Source organism: Rubripirellula lacrimiformis (assembly GCF_007741535.1).
GTDB classification, from domain to species: Bacteria; Planctomycetota; Planctomycetia; order Pirellulales; family Pirellulaceae; genus Rubripirellula; species Rubripirellula lacrimiformis.
Genome location: NZ_CP036525.1, coordinates 2,482,891 through 2,502,073, shown reverse-complemented (window position 1 = coordinate 2,502,073; position 19,183 = coordinate 2,482,891). Strand labels below are relative to the sequence as shown.

General features: G+C 56.5%; 13 protein-coding genes. All 13 read left to right on the top strand.

The features are described from left to right. Nucleotides 1-247: 247 nt before the first annotated feature. A complete protein-coding gene (locus tag K227x_RS08880; RefSeq protein ID WP_218933870.1) occupies nucleotides 248-2,638 on the top strand; it encodes a polysaccharide biosynthesis tyrosine autokinase in 2,391 nt (796 codons plus the stop codon). 2,193 nt (nucleotides 2,639-4,831) lie between these two features. Next, nucleotides 4,832-6,079 carry a glycosyltransferase family 4 protein gene (locus tag K227x_RS08875; RefSeq protein WP_218933869.1) on the top strand — a complete coding sequence of 416 codons (1,248 nt, stop codon included), beginning with the start codon at nucleotides 4,832-4,834 and terminating at the stop codon, nucleotides 6,077-6,079. Nucleotides 6,080-6,113: 34 nt separating this feature from the next. Further along, on the top strand, nucleotides 6,114-7,094 hold the full coding sequence (locus K227x_RS08870) for a GDP-mannose 4,6-dehydratase (protein WP_145169181.1): 981 nt from the start codon (nucleotides 6,114-6,116) through the stop codon (nucleotides 7,092-7,094). Nucleotides 7,095-7,189: 95 nt separating this feature from the next. Beyond that, on the top strand, nucleotides 7,190-9,814 hold the full coding sequence (locus tag K227x_RS08865) for an O-antigen ligase family protein (RefSeq protein ID WP_145169180.1): 2,625 nt from the start codon (nucleotides 7,190-7,192) through the stop codon (nucleotides 9,812-9,814). A 366-nt stretch (nucleotides 9,815-10,180) separates the two neighbouring features. Next, complete coding sequence (locus K227x_RS08860) at nucleotides 10,181-10,399, top strand: hypothetical protein (RefSeq protein WP_145169179.1); 219 nt, start codon at nucleotides 10,181-10,183, stop codon at nucleotides 10,397-10,399. Between the two features lie 279 nt (nucleotides 10,400-10,678). Beyond that, nucleotides 10,679-11,674 carry an NAD-dependent 4,6-dehydratase LegB gene (locus K227x_RS08855; protein ID WP_145169178.1) on the top strand — a complete coding sequence of 332 codons (996 nt, stop codon included), beginning with the start codon at nucleotides 10,679-10,681 and terminating at the stop codon, nucleotides 11,672-11,674. After that, nucleotides 11,671-12,879, top strand: a complete 1,209-nt coding sequence (locus tag K227x_RS08850) for a LegC family aminotransferase (protein WP_145169177.1) — start codon at nucleotides 11,671-11,673, stop codon at nucleotides 12,877-12,879. Before K227x_RS08855 ends, K227x_RS08850 begins: the two co-directional genes overlap by 4 nt. After that, nucleotides 12,879-13,499, top strand: coding sequence for an acetyltransferase (locus K227x_RS08845; protein WP_145169176.1), 621 nt, complete (start codon nucleotides 12,879-12,881; stop codon nucleotides 13,497-13,499). The genes K227x_RS08850 and K227x_RS08845 overlap by 1 nt, the downstream gene beginning before the upstream one ends. A gap of 32 nt (nucleotides 13,500-13,531) precedes the next feature. Continuing rightward, nucleotides 13,532-14,569 carry an N-acetylneuraminate synthase gene (neuB, locus tag K227x_RS08840; protein ID WP_145177520.1) on the top strand — a complete coding sequence of 346 codons (1,038 nt, stop codon included), beginning with the start codon at nucleotides 13,532-13,534 and terminating at the stop codon, nucleotides 14,567-14,569. An 11-nt stretch (nucleotides 14,570-14,580) separates the two neighbouring features. Next, nucleotides 14,581-15,783, top strand: coding sequence for a UDP-N-acetylglucosamine 2-epimerase (gene neuC, locus K227x_RS08835; RefSeq protein ID WP_145169175.1), 1,203 nt, complete (start codon nucleotides 14,581-14,583; stop codon nucleotides 15,781-15,783). After that, nucleotides 15,780-16,493 (top strand): acylneuraminate cytidylyltransferase family protein, encoded by a 714-nt coding sequence (locus K227x_RS08830; RefSeq protein ID WP_145169174.1) that lies wholly within the window; start codon nucleotides 15,780-15,782, stop codon nucleotides 16,491-16,493. Before neuC ends, K227x_RS08830 begins: the two co-directional genes overlap by 4 nt. Beyond that, complete coding sequence (locus K227x_RS08825; protein WP_145169173.1) at nucleotides 16,459-17,556, top strand: nucleotidyltransferase family protein; 1,098 nt, start codon at nucleotides 16,459-16,461, stop codon at nucleotides 17,554-17,556. Before K227x_RS08830 ends, K227x_RS08825 begins: the two co-directional genes overlap by 35 nt. A gap of 163 nt (nucleotides 17,557-17,719) precedes the next feature. Beyond that, nucleotides 17,720-19,153, top strand: a complete 1,434-nt coding sequence (locus tag K227x_RS08820) for a hypothetical protein (protein ID WP_145169172.1) — start codon at nucleotides 17,720-17,722, stop codon at nucleotides 19,151-19,153. The last annotated feature ends 30 nt before the right edge of the window (nucleotides 19,154-19,183 follow it).

Sequence of the window (19,183 nt, the reverse complement as noted above, 5' to 3'; positions counted from 1 at the left end):
CAGTCGTGCACTCGCATTCGAACCGTCTGCCACCCCTCAGCACTAGGTGCACTTCAATCGATCGTCCCCCGAATCACGGGAAAAGATCGTCCGAAAGAATTGTCACCTCGTGAAATTTCCGTCTCGTCGAATGATCGCCGCGACCGGCTAATTGCTCATCCAAAGTTTTTCTCCATTGATTGGGAACACGATGCAGCCAGCATCTCATACTCAGACTTCACGTTCGGACATTGGAATGGCCCCCCCGATGTCCGGCCCATCCGATGTTTCGGTCGGCGGTGTGTTGTGGCGACGCAAGGGTGTGATCCTGTTGCTGATCCTTTGCGGTTTGGGCGCGGGTTATTGGTTCTTCACGACTCAAGACGAAACCTTCCGGGCGGCGGCGACCATCGAGGTCTACAGCCAAAATGTCCCGACCAACACAGGAAGTGCGTCCGAAATTGTGGTCGAAACGGCCCCGAATTTGGCGTTCATCCAGGCCGAAATGACATCCCAGGATGTGCTGAGCGACGCGATCGCGATTGGCCAACTGACAGCGTTTGATGAAACACCGGCCGACGTGTCTTCATTGATCAATATGATCCGTGCCAATTTGGTGCTGTCGCCACCGTTCGAAGGCGCTGAATCTCCCGATCGCACAATCGTCGAAGTGTCCTTCGAATCGGGCGACCCGACTGTCGCCACCGCGATCGTCAATGCCGTGGTCGACGCGTACGACAAAAGCATCAATGGTCGCCATCAAGGGAACATCGAAAATGTTGTCGGCTTCTTTCGTGATAGCCGCGATTCGATCATTCCCAAGCTGGACGAACTGGAAAATGAGTTCACGGAGTTTCGAGCCAATGCTCCGCTGGAATGGAATGGGAAGGGCGAAGCGATCAATCCGTACCGCGACGACGCCATCCGTTTGGAAGACAATCTGTACAACCTGCAGTCACAGGCTCGTCAGCTGGACAGCAAATTGCGACTGATTCGCGAAGCGGTCAAAGGCGGCCGACATCCCTATGCCGTCTTCCAAGAAGTCCAATACCTGTTGGATGATGTTCGCGACATCGAACAGATGCATCAGGCGATCGTCGAAGCTCCCAACGACAATCTGGAACTGCAAACTCAGTTGATGGACTTGCGTGTCCAGGCCGAGATGCTGGCCATTCAATTCGCCGCCAACCATCCGCAACGCTTAACAGTCGAACAAAAGCTAAAGGCCACCGAAAAAGCACTGCGTGAATTGCAACAAACTCGCAACAACGTTAGCCCTGAAAAGATCGACGTGGTCAAGCGGCAAGACGAAGCCGCGCAGGCACTGCTTACCACGTATGTTTCCAGTCTGCGGAAAAAGCAGGACTTGATCAACGAGGATGTGGCGGACACAACCAAACGCTTGGAAGATGTTCGCGCCAAGGCTTTGAAGTTGATGGAATTTGAAGGCGAAAACGCTTCATTCCTGCGTCGCATCGCCCGCTATCAAGAAACCTTGGATTTGTACGACACTCAACTGGAAAAGGCGAACTTACCGGGCATGAATTCGGGACTGCACGTCAAGGTGCTGCGACCTGCAGGGCTGGGCATGCTGGTTGGGCCGCTGTTATCGCGGGCACTGGTAATGGGCGGATTCCTGGGGCTAGTGGCCGGCGGGGCGCTGGCGTTCTTGTGGGACTGGTCCGAACGGACCTTCCGCAGCCCGGACGAAATTTCGACCCTGTTGGGCTTGCCGATCCTCGCTCACCTACCCGTGATCCTGACGCCCAGCAAGCGACAGCTGAAGAAGTCGTCTGGGAACGACCTGTTCCCTCACACGGATCAAATCGTAACCGTGCTGCATCACCCACACGCACCGTGTTCGGAAGCTGTGCGTTCGGTTCGAACCAGCCTGTTCCCGGTGGCAGGGGCACCACCAGAATATCAGGTTCTGCAGATCACAAGCGCTCTGCCGGGCGATGGCAAGAGCACCGTTGCGGCCAACCTGGCCGCCAGCGTTGCTCGTGCCGGCAAACGAGTCTTGCTGATCGATGCTGACCTACGCCGACCGACCCAAGCGAAGATTTTTGGGGTCCAATCGGAACTAGGGCTGACATCGCTAATCAACGGCGAGGGACAGTTGGCCGACATCGTAGTCCCGACCGATACCGAAGACCTGTTTGTGTTAGCTTCCGGGCCCCGTCCGAACAACCCGGCTGAAGCATTGATGATGCCTGAGTTCGGACAGATCTTGGACGAAGCCCGACTGCAGTTCGACCTGATCATCATTGACACGCCACCGTTGTTGGCAGTTACCGATGCAAGCAACGTTGCCACCTATGCCGACGGTGTCATGGTGGTGATGCGAATCGGGCGTAATATCAAACCGATGTCCAAGCGTGCGATCACCATGCTGCGAATGTTGCATGTCAATATCATCGGACTGGTCATCAACGCCGTCGGCGACAGTGGATACAGTGCAACCTACAGCCAAGCTTGGTCCGATAGTTACGGTGGACAACCCGGCGGCGAGTACGGACATTCGTACTACCGTTATGGCAGCGACCGCTATCTAGATGCCTCGAAAGGGCAAACCATCACCGTCCGCAGCCAACGCAGCCGGAACGCCGACCCCGCCCGCGCAGCTACCCTAAGCGAGCCGGTCAAAACGACCGAGTAGCCGCAGCGTGACGTGAGTGGCCCGCTGGCCAAACGGCCAGCGACTTGACTGGCAAGCCAGTCAGCGAAACTCTTTGAGGAAGCTGAGCGACTAGCGAGGGAGGGGAGTCTTTGCGCCTTCTGGTGCCCCCCCCTTTTTCGCCTCCACTCCACCCGCAGCGCAGCGGCGGCGGGGGAGAGGGGGCAAGAAACGCAACTGCACCCTCGCCCCCATTTTGCCTCCTCTCCCCCCGCAGCGCAGCGAACGCGGGGGGAGAGGACCGAGGTGAGGGGGCCAAGAAACGCCGGCTTCGCCATCTTTTTGCCCCCTCTCCCCCGGATCCCCATCGAAGTGGAGCTTCGATGGGGATCTGGGGGAGAGGGTTGGGGTGAGGGGGCCCGAAATGCAATCGGCGGTAACTGAAGTGCCGCCAACCATTCCCCCAATATTCAATTTGCATTGTTCAATTTGCAATTTGCAATCGTTCTTCTCAGCGCCCCCCTCACCCCAACCCTCTCCCCCACTTCGGACACGAGCAAAACTCGTGTCCGATGCGGGGGAGAGGGGGCAAAAAGCGGCGTCAGCTCCGCCCCTTTTTCGCCTCCTCTCCACCCACAGCGCAGCGAACGCGGGGGGGGGAAGAGGAAGGTGGTGAGGGGGGGACAATCGGCGTCAGCTCTATCCCCATTCTGCCTCCTCTCCACCCGCAGCGCAGCGGCCGCGGGGGGAGAGGATCGAGGTGAGGGGGCCAAGAAACGTCGGCTTCGCCACCTTTTTGCCCCCTCTCCCCCGGATCCCATCGAAGTGGAGCTTCGATGGGGATCTGGGGGAGAGGGTTGGGGTGAGGGGGCCAAGATTGCAATCGGCGGTAACTGAAGTGCCGCCAACCATTCCCCCAACATTCAATTTGCATTGTTCAATTTGCAATTTGCAATCGTTCTTCTCAGCGCCCCCTCACCCCAGCCCTCTCCCCCACTTCGGACACGAGCAAAACTCGTGTCCGATGCGGGGGAGAGGGGGCAAAAAACGGCGTCAGCTCCGCCCCTTTTTCGCCTCCTCTCCACCCGCAACGCAGCGAACGCGGGGGGGGAGAGGATTGAGGAGAGGGGGGCAAGAAACGGCGTCAGCTCCCTCTCTCCTTTTTCGCCTCCTCTCCCCCCGCAGCGCAGCGGCCGCGGGGGAGAGGATTGAGGTGAGGGGGCCAAGAAACGCCGGCTTCGCCATCTTTTTGCCCCCTCTCCCCCGGATCCCCATCGAAGTGGAGCTTCGATGGGGATCTGGGGGAGAGGGTTGGGGTGAGGGGGCCCGAAATGCAATCGGCGGTAACTGAAGTGCCGCCAACCATTCCCCCAATATTTAATTTGCATTGTTCAATTTGCAATTTGCAATCGTTCTTCCCTGCGCCCCCTCACCCCAACCCTCTCCCCCACTTCGGACACGAGCAAAACTCGTGTCCGATGCGGGGGAGAGGGGGCAAAAAGCGGCGTCAGCTCCGCCCCTTTTTTGCCTCCTCTCCACCCACAGCGCAGCGAACGCGGGGGGGGGAAGAGGAAGGTGGTGAGGGGGGGCAATCGGCGTCAACTCCATCCCCATTTTGCCTCCTCTCCACCCGCAGCGCAGCGAACGCGGGGGGAGAGGACCGAGGTGAGGGGGCCAAGAAACGCCGGCTTCGCCATCTTTTTGCCCCCTCTCCCCCGGATCCCATCGAAGTGGAGCTTCGATGGGGATCTGGGGGAGAGGGCTGGGGTGAGGGGGCCCGAAATGCAATCGGCGGTAACTGAAGTGCCGCCAACCATTCCCCCAATATTCAATTTGCTTTGTTCAATTTGCAATTTGCAATCGTTCTTCCCTGCGCCCCCCTCACCCCAACCCTCTCCCCCACTTCGGACACGAGCAAAACTCGTGTCCGATGCGGGGGAGAGGGGGCAAAAAGCGGCGTCAGCTCCGCCCCCATTCTGCCTCCTTCCCACCCGCAGCGCAGCGGCCGCGGGGGAGAGGATCGAGGTGAGGGGGGCGGACGAAACGAATTCAGCCAGAGAAGCCCCTTGGCCGCTCACATGGGGGAGAGGTATAAATACAGCGGTTGTAGGAATTCTGGGTGCCGTCATCTTGGTACATTCCCGCTGGGGAACCCAATTCAGTTGCACCCCCGAAGCGAACCAATCATGCTCGTCAAACGTGCCTCCAACCTTTCCCATTGCAAACGACGTCGACGTGCCACGACTTCCAACAGTCGCATTTCTGAACCGATGCTATTGGCCCGATTCAGAAGCAACGGGACAATTGTTGGCGGACCTATGCATCGACCTATCACAGGATTTCCAGGTTCATGTGATATGCGGGATGCCCAATAGCCCAACCACCGACGAATATGTTCACCATGGGACGGAAACTCGCGATGGCGTCATTATCCACCGTCTGCGGCATTCCAGTTTTGAAAAGAAATCAAAATTCGGCCGGCTCCTGAACCTGACGTCATTTTCATGGGCGGCCAGACGGTACCTGCGATCGACCGAGCATCGCTTTGACCTGGTGGTCAGCGAAACCGACCCATTTTTGCTCCCCTTGGTAGCGGCAAAGTACGCCAAACGCACCGACGCGAAATTGGTCTGCTATCTCCAGGATATTTATCCGGATGTCGCCGAGGCGATCGGAAAGGTCAAAACGAGCTGGCTGACGCGGCGGCTTCGTCGTCGCTTAAAATCGGCTTACGACCAGGCCGACCGAGTCGTTGTGCTGGGGGATTGCATGGAACGTCGCCTGATCGCCTCACCGTGGTCGATCGATCCGGCCAAGATGCGAGTGCTGCCAAACTGGTCGGACTGCCAATCGATCCAGCCTATCGACGGTTCGAAAAACCCATTCCGAAGCCGGCATGGTTTGGGCGACAAGATCGTGGTGATGCACAGTGGCAACATGGGCCTGACCCAGCGGTTGGATGTGTTGATTGACGCGACCCGGACCGCCCAGTGGCCCGACAACGCCGTCCTGCTGCTGGTCGGCGACGGCGCCGTCAAGGAGGCATTGGTGGATCAGGCGGGCGATTCGGATCGGGTCCGCTTCCTGCCTTATCAGCCGCGTGAATCGCTGGGTGAAAGTTTGTCAGCGGCCGACCTGCACGTTGTATCGATGCATCCGAATATCACTGGCTGCCTTTGTCCTAGCAAGCTGTACGGGATTTTGGCGGCTGGCCGCGCTGTGTTGGCGATCGCTGATGATCGCACTGACCTGGCACAAACCGTCAGCGGACATCGTTTGGGGTGGACTTGCCCGCCGGGGCAGGCGGGTGCCATGGCCGCGGCAGTCGCCAAAGCCGCTGGCAACCGAGAAGAATTGGCAAAGGCTGGGCGAAGGGCCCGCGAAATCGCATTGCAGCGCTATGATCGACCGGTAGTCACCAAGCAGTTTAGTGCCATGCTGAAAGAACTGCTGCCAACCGATGGCACATCTGCTGGATCCTAACGGCAATCTTCTCCCCTCGTTTTCATTCACACCCATGCCCACCGCGCTGATCACAGGCATCACCGGACAAGACGGTTCCTATTTGGCGGAACGATTGTTGGCCAAGGGGTATACCGTGCACGGGTTGGTCCGGCGAAACAGTTCAACCGTCCGCACCCGTCTAGATCCCCTTTTCTACGACAAAGACGTCTACAACGAACGACTGTTTCTTCACTACGCCGACCTCGACGACGTCACAACCATTCGCCGCATTCTGCACAAGACAATGCCGGACGAACTGTATCACTTGGCCGGTCAGAGCCACGTGGGAGCCAGCTTCGAGATTCCTGAATCGACTTGTCAATTCACGGCGATGGGGACCCTGAAGCTGCTGGAAATTCTGCGTGATCTTCCCACGCCTCCCAAATTCCTGCACATCAGTAGCAGCGAGATATTCGGCCGCCCCGACGAATCCCCGCAGAACGAAACAACGCCGATGCGTCCGGTCACTCCCTACGGGATCGCCAAAGCGTTTGCGACTCAAATGACGACGCTGTACCGCGACTCCTTCGAACTGTTCGCTTGCAATGCGATTTGCTACAACCACGAGTCTCCTCGGCGGGGTGAATCTTTCGTCACCCGTAAAATCACTAAAGCTGCTGCTGCAATCTCCTTGGGCCTACAAGACACGATCACGCTAGGGTCGCTCGATGGACGACGCGACTGGGGATTTGCCCCTGACTATGTCGATGCGATGTGGCGAATTTTGCAACAACCCGCCCCCGACGACTATATCCTTGGGACGGGGATCGACCACAGCGTCGAAGACTTTCTGGCAATTGCTTTTCGCGTCGTCGACCTTGATTGGCGAGACTATATCCAGCAGGATCCTCGCTACCTGCGACCTGCGGAGGTCAATCGACTGTTGGGAAATCCATCCAAAGCCAAGCAGCAACTTGGCTGGACCGCCACCACTCAGTTGCCCGAAATTGTACGGATCATGGTCCAGCACGACCTACGTGAATTGCAGCCCTGACAGCTCGATCATGAACTGATTTGTTGCCTGCCTCCAACTTCTCTAACACCCCGCGTTCCGTGAAACCCTCGCGTCAAATACCTATTTTCACGACGATGGCCTCTGCCGCCATTCTGCTGATTCTGCCTTTGCTGGTCGCGATCGACCTGGGTGGCGTGCTGTGGTGGACGCAAGCGTTGGCGGCGATGGCAATTGGCACCGCATTCGTGCTGGCTCTGCCAACCCTGTTCACTTGGTCGACCTATCATCGGCCTCGGCAAATGCTGGTGCTGGTGCCGCTGCTGGCCTGGTTCATGTATTCGCAATTTCAGACCGCCGCTCTATCACCTGGGATCGTGGAATTCCTAAGCCCCGGATCCTACGAAGCCTACACGCAGTGGCTGGAACCGATTTTGCCAGCCCAGATGCTGCCAAGTTCGTTCTCCATTTCGGTCGCTCCGGACTATTCCGCCCACGCCGCAGCCTGGTTGGGCATGATGCTGGCGCTGGCGTGGACTGCGGTTCGAGTGTTCAACACCAGGGCTAGAGTGATCGGCTTGCTCAGCAGCGTGGCAATCACCGGCGCGATCATCTCGGTGCTTGGCGTGATTTCCCTGACGCTCCCTGAACTGCCGTTTTTTGACCTTGTCCGAGACTCAAATGGCAAGGACTTTTCCACCTTCATCAACCGGAACAATGCTGCGTTGACGTTGAACTTAGGCCTGGCCGCCAGCCTCGGTCTTCTGGGGTGGCGTCTGTCGGCGCTGACCGGTCAAGAAATCGACGGCGAAGATTTCGAAATTGGAGAACTGTTTGCCCTGGCCAGCGACCGCGACTCAGCGATCGGCCTGACCTGCGCCGTTCTGTGCGTGGTGGGGTTATTGGTATGCGGTTCGCGTGGCGGACTGGGCGCGGCGGTACTGGCTAGCACCGTTGCATTCGGATGGCTGCGGAATCGCCGAGGCTGGGCAACCGTACCGGTCGCAATCGCAGTGGTTGGGGCTGCAGTGGCATTTCTGATCGTGCCGTTGCAGTTGGATCTTGAATCAATCAAACGCCTAGAAGTTTTCACCTCGGATGCCCAGACGCTAGCCAACGATGGTCGATTACAGCATTGGCCCGAAGGATGGCAAGCGGGGCTGTCATATCTGCCCGGAGGATCAGGGCTTTCGTCCTATGCCTACGCTTACTTGCCTTACCAGAACGATCTTCCCAAGTCATGGTTCCTGCATGCCGATAACCTGTGGCTAGAATTATTTGTCGAACAGGGGCTGGTAGGAATTTCATTGGCACTGGTGCTGCTAGCCGCCCTGATCTGGTGCTTGACGACCATTTCAGTTTCGCACGATGCACTCGACCATGGCATTCGTATTACCGGCTGGTACTGCATAGTTGCCGTGTTGTTTTCCCAGTCGTTCGACTTCGGTTTGATACTGCCGGCCAACCTGATCATGTTCGTACTGCTGATGGCAGGGGTAGTATCCCGATCCAGTGAAGCCGAGGTATTGATTTCGGACGAAGACGACGAAGTTCCTAGCCTGCTGTCTAGGATTACCGCCAACGAAAGACTGGCCAAACTTTCCGCGCCGATCGCACTGTTGGTCTTGCTGGCATCCACTTGGGCCGTCTTCGCGGGCACTCAGTCCCTGAACAACGACGCCGCCTTGACCACGGCCATCCGCGCCGCCCAAATGCGGATCGCTGCCGGGCAAACAGCACCTGATACACTGTTGAAAATGCAACAACAGGTCCAGACTGCGGCTGGCCGACCGGACCGGGTCGATCGGCAGATCATGCTGGCACAAATAGACCACCGATTGGCCCGTGCCAAAGAGGTCGCTGGTGCCCGGCCGAGCACATCCGATGAAGCGACCGAACTCTACCGAATCACGTCCCCGCTTTATCGAAGATTGATCGGCCGAAATGCAGCCAGCTACATCGAAGGATTACCGCCTCAGATCGGCCTGATTGAAAGCGGCAAGATCAGGTGGGCCTCGGAACCACAGGAATATCAACTGGCCGCCGATCAGTATCGACAAGCCCTCGCCCGGCTACCGCTGGCCACCGACATTCGCAGCAATTTAATCTCGCTGGATTTCCTATCGGACCAACGCCGTGACGATCCTCCGCTGGTGACCGAAACCTTGCTAACCCAACTGGGGGAACTTCACCGCGGACAAAATTTACAAATATCAGGCCTGGCTACATTGGCCGCGCAAGGTCAAATGAATGATCTGGCACAGCAGTTTTGGAACCACTCACTGGTACAGGCGCCGACGCGAACGACGTTCGTGTTACGGGCGGCCCAGAATTACAAAGATGTGGACCTGCTGAAAGCACTGCCAACCACCCCCTCGGTGATGCGTACCGCTAGCCGAGAAATCACTACTCGGCGAATGACGGAACTTTTCCCTCTGCTGCCGACTCTGATCGAGAACTTGGGATGCGAGGACTGCGAAACGATCGAAGAGAAAACGAATTGCTTGCTGTTGGAAGGGAAAGCGTGGCTAGCCCTGCAGAGGCCAGAGGAAGCCATCAAGAGCTTCACCAATGCGGTCGCGATTGCCCCTGCCCACGCTGCACTGCGACTAGAACTGATCGCCACGCTACGATCCACAGGAGACCGCAAAACAGCGCTCCAACAAGCCCGCATGGGACGCCAGATCACCCCGGACGACAAGCGGTTCGAAAACGTCATCAAACAAATGGCGGCCATCGACTTGTCCGGGGAAGCGGAATAGTTGCACTAGCGAACCAACCGGTCGCCAAGGGTTGTAACGACCAGAACGGCTATCCGGATCCGCTCTAGCCAACCATGTTGAAAACGCCCCGATCCGTTGGGCGATGGTTGAATCGGCATTCGCCCGCAATCATCCTCAAGCCCATGCGCCAGACCAGCGCCCCCGTCGGGCTCGCCGGTCCAGCAACAACCACACGATCGCTTCTGGGTTTCCATACATCATCGGTCACCCACGTGGACGAAGTCCGCACTGACCGCAATGCAATCACAAAATTGCATTGGAACCGATTAGATTTAGGACAGCATGGATTCCACGGCAGCATTTCAAGTTGTCCGTTAGTGATTCAAATCCAATTTATGCCAACAGGTGAAAGCACCTGCAAATTCCACGATTCGACTGCAATCCATCAGCCTGTTGCGGATAGTCGATCGCCGTACGGACGCACGGCTTCAGACCCAAGCCTGCAGGACGGTCGCCCCCAGCAACCTACGGATTGACGCCATGATGAAGCAGATGGCAGACATGGAACACGAAGTCAGTGCCGAATCCGCCTGCGAGAGAGCGGCTGCCAAGTTTACTGAGTAGACGAGTGAGGATGGCGAGGACTTGGTTCTACTGGCCCTCCTCTCCCCCAGTCTCGGGCACGAGCAGAACTCGTGCCCGACACTGGGGGAGAGGGAGCCAAAAGAAAACAACCGCTTTCCTTTTGCCCCCTCTCCCCCTGATTCCATCCAAGTGCAGCTTGGTTGGAATCTGGGGGAGAGGGCTGGGGTGAGGGGGGGCGCAAATGGTCTTTGCTGCCCATGGCTACCTTTTCGAACATTCTTTTTCTACGACACCTAAGACTCTCACCATCATCCTGATATGAAAATCCTTGTCACCGGTGCCGATGGCTTCATTGGTTCTCACTTGACTGAACTTCTGGTCCAGCGCGGTTATGACGTACGCGCCTTGGCGGCCTACAATTCGTTCAATTCGTGGGGCTGGCTTGACTCCATCCCCGAGCAAACAAAATCCAGCATCGAAGTTGTCTCGGGCGACATTCGGGATGCGACTTTTGTTCGCCACGCCGTACGCGGTACCGAAGCCGTGCTTCACTTGGCAGCCTTGATCGCGATCCCCTACAGCTATCAAGCGCCCGGCAGCTACGTGGACACCAACATCCACGGTACGCTGAATGTCCTGGAAGCGGCTCGCGACTTTGACGTCGCTAAAGTTTTGCACACTTCGACCAGCGAAGTCTATGGAACGGCCGACTATGTTCCCATCGACGAAGAACACCCGCTGAAGGGACAGTCGCCGTATTCGGCATCTAAGATTGGCGCTGACCAACTAGCCCTTTCTTACTTCCGTTCCTTTGACACGCCCGTGACAGTCGTACGTCCGTTCAACACGTACGGCCCGCGTCAGTCGGCACGAGCAGTCATTCCGACCGTGATTGCACAGGTCGCGGCCGGTGCGACCAAACTGAAAATGGGCGACCTTACCCCGACTCGCGATTTCAACTACGTCGCCGATACGGCCGCCGGATTCGAAGCGATCTTGCGCTCCGAAAACACCAACGGTGAAGTCATCAATCTAGGCACGGGCTACGAGATTTCAGTCGCCGACACGCTGGCAATGATTTGCGAATTGATGTCCGTCGAAGTTGAAATTGAACAAGAACAACAACGCATCCGTCCCGAAAAGAGCGAAGTATTCCGGTTGTGTGCCGACGCTTCCAAAGCCGCCAAATTGACGGACTGGGTTCCGCAATATGGCGACAACGACGGACTCCGTCGTGGACTGAAACAAACGATCGACTGGTTCCGCGATGCGTCGAACCTAAAACTTTATAAAGCAGGGACGTACAACGTTTGAACACTCTGCCTAACCAAATCGTTGATACCATCGCATCGGTGATCGGTGATCAATCCGTACCGCTGCATGCACCCTACTTCGGCGGCCAAGAAGCCAAATACGTGGCACAGTGCGTTGAAACCGGCTGGGTTTCTTCGGTCGGCAGCTTCGTGGATCAGTTCGAACGCATGCTGTGCGACATCACCGGTGCGAAGTATGCGGTGGCGGTATCCAATGGAACGTCCGGGTTGCTGGTCGCGTTGCAATTAGCCGGGGTCCGACCTGGGGACGAAGTGCTGGTACCGGCGATGACTTTCGTAGCCACCGCCAATGCCGTCAGCCACCTGCACGCGATTCCCCACCTAGTCGAAATCGAAAGCGAACAGCTGGGCCTCGATCCGGAAAAACTTGGCGACTACCTCGCTGAAATCACCGAGGTTCGAAACGGTGTCACGATCAACCGCACCACCGGGCGGCCGATCACGGCAATCGTACCGATGCACGCGTTTGGCCACCCCTGCAAAATTCAAGCGATCATTGCCGTCGTCGATCGGTTTGGAATTGCCGTGGTGGAAGATGCTGCCGAATCACTCGGCAGCAAGGTCGCTGGCCAGCATACCGGCACCTTCGGCCGCCTGGGGATGATCAGTTTCAATGGCAACAAGATCGCGACGACAGGCGGCGGTGGCGTCATTCTGACCGACGATGACGAACTGGGACCATTGGCCAAGCACTTAACAACCACAGCGAAAGTGCCGCACGCGTGGGAATTTTTCCATGATCAAGTGGGCTACAACTTCCGCATGCCCAACTTGAACGCAGCCCTGGGGTGTGGACAGCTTGAACAGCTGGATCATTTCCTGGCTAGCAAGCGAAACTTAGCCGCACGATACCGCGATGCCTTCTCGACCATCGACGGAGTTCGCTTCGTCGACCAACCGACGGGCACCGAAAGCAACTTCTGGCTGGCTGCGATCGTTCTGGACCAGGACCAGCTGAAGGAACGAGATTCGATTCTGACACTGGCCAACAGCCGTGGAATCGGATTGCGTCCGGCCTGGCAATTGATGAACGACTTGCCGATGTACTGCGACAACCCGGCGATGGACTTAGCGGTCGCCAAACAGGTACAGGCATCACTGATCAATCTGCCCAGCGGCGTCCAAGTCGCGATTGATTCGCCACCATCATCGTCACCGAGTCAGAGTCAGAGCCAGAATCGGTGATGATCAAGGACATCGCACTGATCGGAAGCGGTGGCCACTGCACCGCCTGTATCGACGTGATCGGTCAAACCGCCGAATACCGAATCGCGGCCATCACTGCTGCTGCAAACGATGTTGGTGGAACCGTGGCGGGGCATCCCATCACTCATACCGATGACCAGATCCCAAATTTGGTCGACGATGGGCTGACGTTTCTGGTTGCTGTCGGACAGATCCGTACGGCCGCGACCCGGAAACGGTTGTTCCAACTGGTCGCTTCGGCGGGCGGCAGATGCGCGACGATTGTATCACCATGGGCATATGTTGCCGGTGATACGACAATCGGGGCTGGCACGATCGTAATGCATCACGGCCTGGTCAATGCCGGCGCACGAATTGGCCAGAACTGCATATTGAATTCGAAGTCGTTGGTCGAACATGAATGCACGGTCGGTGACCATTGCCATCTTTCGACGGGCAGCCTGATCAACGGCGGCGTTCGAATTGGCGACGGCACATTTGTCGGCAGCGGGGCGATCATCCATCAAGATGTCCGAATCGGCAACCGCTGTGTGATCGGCGCGGGTGCCATTGTCCGCCGTGACGTCGACGACGACTGCACCGTCCGACCCAACCGATAGAACCATTGTCTCCCTCCATTCAACGTTCTGCCATGCCACCGACGGTATCAAACTCGCACGACCTGCTGCCGCGATCGATCGTGATTGCCGAGGCTGGGGTCAATCACAACGGCGATCTGAACCTAGCGATGCAGTTGATCGATGCGGCCGCAGGCGCGGGCGCGGATTACGTCAAGTTTCAAACCTTCATCGCGGCCGAACTGGTCACCCAATCGGCTCCCAAAGCCCAATATCAAAGCGACAATGACGATACCAGCGACAGCCAACTGCAGATGCTAAAGAAGTTGGAACTATCGGCCGAAGACCACCACCGGCTGATCCAACACTGCGTCGCCCGCCAAATCAAATTCCTGTCGACGGGCTTTGACTTGGCTAGCGAAAAGTTCCTGGACGGCATGTCGCTGGATTGGACGAAGATCCCATCGGGCGAAATCACCAACGTGCCGTACCTTCGACGCATGGGGTCGGCGAATCGTCCGATCCTGCTGTCCACCGGAATGGCAACGCTAGCGGAAGTGGATTACGCAATCGAAGTTCTAGAATCGAGCGGCGCGGATCGATCGCGAATCATCACGCTGCACTGCACGACTCAGTATCCAACGCCGTATGAAGAGGTCAATCTGCGTGCCATGCAAACGATGGGATGCGCATTGGGCACGCGATGGGGATACTCGGATCATACTCTTGGAATAGAAATTCCGATCGCGGCGGTTGCGTTAGGCGCCATCGTGATTGAAAAGCACTTCACGCTGGACCGCAAACTGCCCGGTCCTGACCATGCCGCCAGCCTAGAGCCAGACGAACTGAAACAGATGGTAGCGTCGATCCGGCATGTCGAATCGGCCTTGGGCGATGGCATCAAACGCCCCAGCGTCAGCGAAGTCCCCAACCGCCCGGTGGCCCGCAAATCAATCGTCGCGGCGACAGGTATCCGTGCTGGCGAAACATTCGGCGAACACAACTTGACCGTCAAACGACCCGGCACGGGAATCAGCCCCACCCAGTGGGACCAAGTCGTCGGACGCGTTGCCCAACGCGACTACCAGCCTGACGAACAAGTGCAATGGTAAACCAGCCTATCATGATCGATCCAGCACCGATCGACACAATCTCAACGCAGAAGATCTGTGTGCTAACCGGTACGCGCGCCGAGTACGGATTGCTGCGTGAATTGATGCATCAAATCGACCAGTCTGACCGGTTTCGATTGCAGGTCATCGCCACCGGCGCCCACCTGTCGCCGGAATTTGGATCGACGTATCGGGAAATCGAAGCGGATGGTTTTCGAATCGATCGCAAGGTCGAAATGCTGGTGTCGTCGGATACGCCAACGGGCATTTCCAAGTCGACGGCGCTTGGCATCATCGGGATCGCGGATGCCTTGGACCAACTGAAACCCGACCTATTGGTGCTACTGGGTGATCGGTTCGAACTGCTAAGCGCGGCGATCGCGGGCATGAATGCCAAGGTTCCGATCGCTCACCTGCACGGGGGCGAGTCGTCCGAAGGTGCCATCGATGAATGCATTCGCCATTCGATTACCAAGATGTCGCACCTGCATTTCGTTGCGGCCGAACCGTACCGACAACGAGTGATCCAATTGGGCGAATCGCCCGACCGCGTCCACTTGGTCGGCGGCCTAGGCGTCGATGGGATTCGTAGATCCAAGCTACTTAGCCGCGACGATTTGCAGCAGCAATTGGGGATCGAACTGGCAGCCCACAACTTGATCATCACCTATCACCCGGTGACTCTGGAACACAATACGGCTAGCGAACAATTCAAGGCATTGCTGGACTCACTATCCATGCTAGGCCAGGACATCCGTTTGATCTTTACGAAGCCAAACGCGGACGCCGATGGGCGCGTGATCTGCGATTTGATTGACCAATACGCTGCCGCACATCCCAGCACTGCATCCGCATTCACATCGCTCGGGCAACTCAGATACTGGTCCGCGCTTCAATACGTCGATGCGGTGGTCGGCAATTCATCGAGCGGACTACTGGAAGCTCCCTCCTTTGGAATCCCGACCGTCAACATCGGTGATCGCCAACTGGGGCGACTGCAAGCCGACAGCGTGATCCAGTGCAGTCCCGAAAGCAATAGTATATCGAGTGCACTGAAACGTGCATTGGATCCGGCTTTCCAATCCCAGTGTCGCTTGACCAGCAATCCCTATGGCAATGGCGACGCCGTCGAAAAGATCATGTCGGTATTGCATCAAGCCACCATCGACGAACGTTTACTAAAGAAACAGTTTTACAACGTGACGAACCAATGAAGTACCTGGGCATTATCCCAGCGCGCGGTGGCAGTAAGGGGATCATCCAAAAGAACCTTCAACCGCTAGGCGGTCGTCCGCTGATTGCATGGACGATCGATGCGGCCAATGCGTGCCGCGAATTGGACCATGTGATCGTGTCAACGGATTGTCAACAGATCGCGGACACAGCCCGTTCGTTTGGTGCCGATGTCCCCTTCATGCGTCCGCCGGAACTATCCACGGACACTGCGACCAGTTTTGATGCGGTGTGCCATGCGGTGGACAACGTATTCGGCTATGACGCGATGGTGCTATTGCAACCGACTTCGCCGCTTCGCAGCGCGACCGACCTAAGCCATGCGATTCAGCATTTCGAATCCAGTGGGGCCAGCAGCCTGGTTTCGGTGTGCCCAGCATCCAAGCATCCCAATTGGATGAAAACGATCGATGCGAACGGCAAACTTCATGCTTATCAAGAACAGATCACAGCAACGCGGCGGCAAGATTTAAAACCGGTCTACGCGTTGAACGGTGCGATCTACATTTCAAAAATTGACGCCATGCGATCGTCCGGATCGATCGTGACCGACGACGCCGTCGCGTTTGTGATGCCACCGGACAAATCCCATGACATCGACACCGAAATCGATCTAAAAATCTGCGAAATGCTGCTTCGACATCAGCAATCCACGGATGATCGCCCCCATCCACTTCGACCACAACACTGAAATCGACATGGCTCCCCAAACGCTAGACGACAGCCAGCGGCTAAACCGACTGTCGGTCCACCAGACCGCAACGATCCTGGACGCAATGCAAGCCATTGACGCTGGCGTCTCGGGCATTGCATTGGTGGTGAACGAAGGTGGCAAGCTGATTGGCCTGCTAACCGACGGCGATCTGCGACGTGCGCTGATTTCAGGGCACGATATCAACGCGCCCATCACGCCCCTACTAAAACCCAAATTTCATCAGGTTAGCGAGGCGACCAGTCGAACCGAGTCGTTGGATCTGATGAAGGCTTTTTCGATCGGGCAACTGCCCATTGTCGATGACGAAGGCTTTCCCAAGGGTCTGCACCTGCTGCACGAAATCGTTCAACCTCGGTCACTTCCCAACGCGGCCATGATTTTGGCAGGAGGGAAGGGGACACGGCTAGGGAAAATCACCCAAAACCTACCCAAGCCGATGGTGCAAGTGGCTGGACGACCGATCTTAGAACGAATCGTGCTGCACTTTGTTGGCGCCGGTGTTCGAAAAATTTACCTGTCGGTCAATCATCTAGCCGAAGTGATCGAAGACCACTTCCAAGATGGTTCACGATTCGGCTGCGAAATCACCTACTTGCGCGAACAAGAACCCTTGGGAACCGGCGGCTCGCTGGCGTTGTTGAAGGACCAAAATTTACAGGCCCCGCTGATCGCGATGAACGGTGACCTGATCGCCGAGTTTGATGTCCAACGGATGCTGGAAACTCACAGCGAAGATAACAACCAAATTACGGTGGGAACGCGGACCTACACGCACGAGGTCCCGTTTGGGTGTTTGCAACTGAAAGGCAATCGCATTGCTCGTTTGGTGGAAAAGCCGGCCCACCGCGAAATCATCAACGCGGGAATCTATGTGCTAGAACCGAAGGTGATTCAAACCGTTCCACTGGAATTCACTCCCATCACGGATGTGATCCAAGCCGAGATGGATCGAAACGATTCCGTTGGGATCTATCCGATCGATAGCTGGATCGATGTTGGACTCCCCAGCCAATTGGCTCAGGCTCGCGGAATCCAATGACCATGCTTCGCAACTTGCTTGCCACAGCCAGACTAGATCCCTTTGCGATCAATATTGTTTGCACTGGTCCGCGCTTTCCGAGCGTGGGCGCACATCGCCGCCAACGCTACAGAAGCCTGTTAGACGTCATCGACATGCTTGGTACCGATGAAGACCTTAAGCGATGCCACGCAACTCAAAAAGATCGACATCCATCCGCTTTCGAATCGCAAGATCGACCGTGAACTACTTCCGCCTGATTTACCAAACTTTCAATCTCGACATTTTCGAACTGAACCCAACGGCAAGCTACCCGGAGTTCGAAAAGGGTCTACTTGCCACTCTGAAACCCTACAGACGTCCGCACGCATTCCTGCCACGGACTTTGGGGTTTGCGGCTGCCATCGCTCGTTCTGCCAAGTCAGTCTTCGAGAATGCACGTCCAATCCCTTTCAATGCAAACCAACCGCTATTCGTTGCATCGACAACAAACCAGAAGCTGGCCATTCGCCCAATCTTCGACGAAATGACTACCGACTCATTCTGGTTTGACGAACAGTGCAAAGAATGCGTGTCCACTCATGCGAATCGCTTACGAATCCCTTTCATTCCACTGGTGATGCTAAAGGCACTGTTATCTAAAGGATACAGACGCAAATCTTTCAGGCACAGTGTGGCAACTTATTGCGAGATTCATGGAACTTACCTTGCGTTTCGCTTGGCGTTCGCGTCATCGAGGCCATCCTGCATTGTAATTTCCAATGACCACAGCGCGTTCTTTCGAACACTCGAACAAGCGGCTCGCCATTCGAACATCCCAACCATCTACGTTCAACATGCATGTGTAGCCGAGCACTTCCCCCCACTCAACTTCGATTATGCACTCCTGGATGGCCAAGACGCGGCCGAGAAATACGCCAACAAAGCAAGTCGATCCAAAGTATTCCTTGTGGGAATTTCCAAATACAGCAAGAGCGAGAACGAATCGCGATGGACGGGATCGCCGAAGCGAATCGGCCTGTGCTGCAATGCTCTCGACCAGACGGCGAGCACCATCGAAATCATTACGACAATACAAAAATCACTCCCTGATTTTGAAATCCATCTCCGCCTTCACCCGAGCACTCCGGCATCCGAAGTGGACAAGCTCATTCGCAAATGTCCAGCCGGGAGCGTCGTCCGAAATGATGCAAAGACGGTAAACTCCTTCGCGTTCTGCAAAAGCGTGGATGTGATCATCTGCGGCCCCTCATCAATGATGCTCGAGGCCGCTATGGCGGAGACTCCAGTCATCACGGTGGAAACTGACTCGAACACCGACGTTTACGGATTCCAGAAACATGGGTTATGCCAGACCGCTACGTCAGCCCATGACCTAAGCAATTTGATTGCGGATATTGAAACACGGGATCGAGGTGCGTTCCGCAAAGCGATTTCTTACTTTTGCGAAGGCTTCAATTCCCCATCTAGACCGCAGGCAAGCTCTCTAGCAGCGACACTGATTGAAAACATTTCGAACCGTCAGCAGATCCCAACGAATTGGAAACAGTCTAAGAAACACGGCTGGTGGCGATATTCATCTAACGAACCAGAGCTAGAAGCGGAGACCACAGCATGAACATTTCGCACTACCTCATTCACGGAACGC

Bases quoted from the DNA above. Each gene is read 5' to 3' on its own strand.
- K227x_RS08845 (WP_145169176.1), top strand. From the start codon at position 12,879: ATGATCAAGGACATCGCACTGATCGGAAGCGGTGGCCACTGCACCGCC.
- K227x_RS08880 (WP_218933870.1), top strand. From the start codon at position 248: ATGTCCGGCCCATCCGATGTTTCGGTCGGCGGTGTGTTGTGGCGACGC.
- K227x_RS08820 (WP_145169172.1), top strand. From the start codon at position 17,720: ATGCCACGCAACTCAAAAAGATCGACATCCATCCGCTTTCGAATCGCA.
- neuB (WP_145177520.1), top strand. From the start codon at position 13,532: ATGCCACCGACGGTATCAAACTCGCACGACCTGCTGCCGCGATCGATC.
- K227x_RS08830 (WP_145169174.1), top strand. From the start codon at position 15,780: ATGAAGTACCTGGGCATTATCCCAGCGCGCGGTGGCAGTAAGGGGATC.
- K227x_RS08825 (WP_145169173.1), top strand. From the start codon at position 16,459: ATGATCGCCCCCATCCACTTCGACCACAACACTGAAATCGACATGGCT.
- K227x_RS08855 (WP_145169178.1), top strand. From the start codon at position 10,679: ATGAAAATCCTTGTCACCGGTGCCGATGGCTTCATTGGTTCTCACTTG.
- neuC (WP_145169175.1), top strand. From the start codon at position 14,581: ATGATCGATCCAGCACCGATCGACACAATCTCAACGCAGAAGATCTGT.
- K227x_RS08865 (WP_145169180.1), top strand. From the start codon at position 7,190: ATGGCCTCTGCCGCCATTCTGCTGATTCTGCCTTTGCTGGTCGCGATC.
- K227x_RS08870 (WP_145169181.1), top strand. From the start codon at position 6,114: ATGCCCACCGCGCTGATCACAGGCATCACCGGACAAGACGGTTCCTAT.